The organism is Pseudomonas sp. GYB4201 (assembly GCF_056312595.1).
Map to the genome: position 1 here is coordinate 1 of NZ_JBWGIG010000084.1, position 2,561 is coordinate 2,561.

General features: G+C 52.2%; 1 rRNA gene. It reads left to right on the forward strand.

The annotated features are described in order from the left end of the window. Positions 1-2,542: ribosomal RNA gene (locus AC0Z2B_RS32410) — 23S ribosomal RNA — on the forward strand; the annotation flags it as partial. Positions 2,543-2,561 lie beyond the last annotated feature (19 nt).

The following is a 2,561-nucleotide window of genomic DNA, read 5'->3' on the forward strand; positions in this document are numbered from 1 at the left end:
ATGAAATCGAGTAGGACGGAGCACGAGAAACTTTGTCTGAATATGGGGGGACCATCCTCCAAGGCTAAATACTACTGACTGACCGATAGTGAACTAGTACCGTGAGGGAAAGGCGAAAAGAACCCCGGAGAGGGGAGTGAAATAGATCCTGAAACCGTATGCGTACAAGCAGTGGGAGCAGACTTTGTTCTGTGACTGCGTACCTTTTGTATAATGGGTCAGCGACTTATATTCAGTGGCGAGCTTAACCGAATAGGGGAGGCGTAGCGAAAGCGAGTCTTAATAGGGCGTTTAGTCGCTGGGTATAGACCCGAAACCGGGCGATCTATCCATGGGCAGGTTGAAGGTTAGGTAACACTGACTGGAGGACCGAACCGACTACCGTTGAAAAGTTAGCGGATGACCTGTGGATCGGAGTGAAAGGCTAATCAAGCTCGGAGATAGCTGGTTCTCCTCGAAAGCTATTTAGGTAGCGCCTCATGTATCACTGTAGGGGGTAGAGCACTGTTTCGGCTAGGGGGTCATCCCGACTTACCAAACCGATGCAAACTCCGAATACCTACAAGTGCCGAGCATGGGAGACACACGGCGGGTGCTAACGTCCGTCGTGAAAAGGGAAACAACCCAGACCGTCAGCTAAGGTCCCAAAGTCATGGTTAAGTGGGAAACGATGTGGGAAGGCTTAGACAGCTAGGAGGTTGGCTTAGAAGCAGCCACCCTTTAAAGAAAGCGTAATAGCTCACTAGTCGAGTCGGCCTGCGCGGAAGATGTAACGGGGCTCAAACCATGCACCGAAGCTACGGGTATCACCCTTTGGGTGATGCGGTAGAGGAGCGTTCTGTAAGCCTGTGAAGGTGAGTTGAGAAGCTTGCTGGAGGTATCAGAAGTGCGAATGCTGACATGAGTAACGACAATGGGTGTGAAAAACACCCACGCCGAAAGACCAAGGTTTCCTGCGCAACGTTAATCGACGCAGGGTTAGTCGGTCCCTAAGGCGAGGCTGAAAAGCGTAGTCGATGGAAAACAGGTTAATATTCCTGTACTTCCGGTTATTGCGATGGAGGGACGGAGAAGGCTAGGCCAGCTTGGCGTTGGTTGTCCAAGTTTAAGGTGGTAGGCTGGAATCTTAGGTAAATCCGGGATTCTAAGGCCGAGAGCTGATGACGAGTTGCCTTTAGGCGACGAAGTGGTTGATGCCATGCTTCCAAGAAAAGCTTCTAAGCTTCAGATAACCGGGAACCGTACCCCAAACCGACACAGGTGGTTGGGTAGAGAATACCAAGGCGCTTGAGAGAACTCGGGTGAAGGAACTAGGCAAAATGGCACCGTAACTTCGGGAGAAGGTGCGCCGGTGAGGGTGAAGGACTTGCTCCGTAAGCCCATGCCGGTCGAAGATACCAGGCCGCTGCGACTGTTTATTAAAAACACAGCACTCTGCAAACACGAAAGTGGACGTATAGGGTGTGACGCCTGCCCGGTGCCGGAAGGTTAATTGATGGGGTTAGCTAACGCGAAGCTCTTGATCGAAGCCCCGGTAAACGGCGGCCGTAACTATAACGGTCCTAAGGTAGCGAAATTCCTTGTCGGGTAAGTTCCGACCTGCACGAATGGCGTAACGATGGCGGCGCTGTCTCCACCCGAGACTCAGTGAAATTGAAATCGCTGTGAAGATGCAGTGTATCCGCGGCTAGACGGAAAGACCCCGTGAACCTTTACTATAGCTTTGCACTGGACTTTGAATTTGCTTGTGTAGGATAGGTGGGAGGCTTTGAAGCGTGGACGCCAGTTCGCGTGGAGCCATCCTTGAAATACCACCCTGGCAACTTTGAGGTTCTAACTCAGGTCCGTTATCCGGATCGAGGACAGTGTATGGTGGGTAGTTTGACTGGGGCGGTCTCCTCCTAAAGAGTAACGGAGGAGTACGAAGGTGCGCTCAGACCGGTCGGAAATCGGTCGTAGAGTATAAAGGCAAAAGCGCGCTTGACTGCGAGACAGACACGTCGAGCAGGTACGAAAGTAGGTCTTAGTGATCCGGTGGTTCTGTATGGAAGGGCCATCGCTCAACGGATAAAAGGTACTCCGGGGATAACAGGCTGATACCGCCCAAGAGTTCATATCGACGGCGGTGTTTGGCACCTCGATGTCGGCTCATCACATCCTGGGGCTGAAGCCGGTCCCAAGGGTATGGCTGTTCGCCATTTAAAGTGGTACGCGAGCTGGGTTTAGAACGTCGTGAGACAGTTCGGTCCCTATCTGCCGTGGACGTTTGAGATTTGAGAGGGGCTGCTCCTAGTACGAGAGGACCGGAGTGGACGAACCTCTGGTGTTCCGGTTGTCACGCCAGTGGCATTGCCGGGTAGCTATGTTCGGAAAAGATAACCGCTGAAAGCATCTAAGCGGGAAACTTGCCTCAAGATGAGATCTCACTGGAACCTTGAGTTCCCTAAAGGGCCGTCGAAGACTACGACGTTGATAGGTTGGGTGTGTAAGCGCTGTGAGGCGTTGAGCTAACCAATACTAATTGCCCGTGAGGCTTGACCATATAACACCCAAGCAATTTG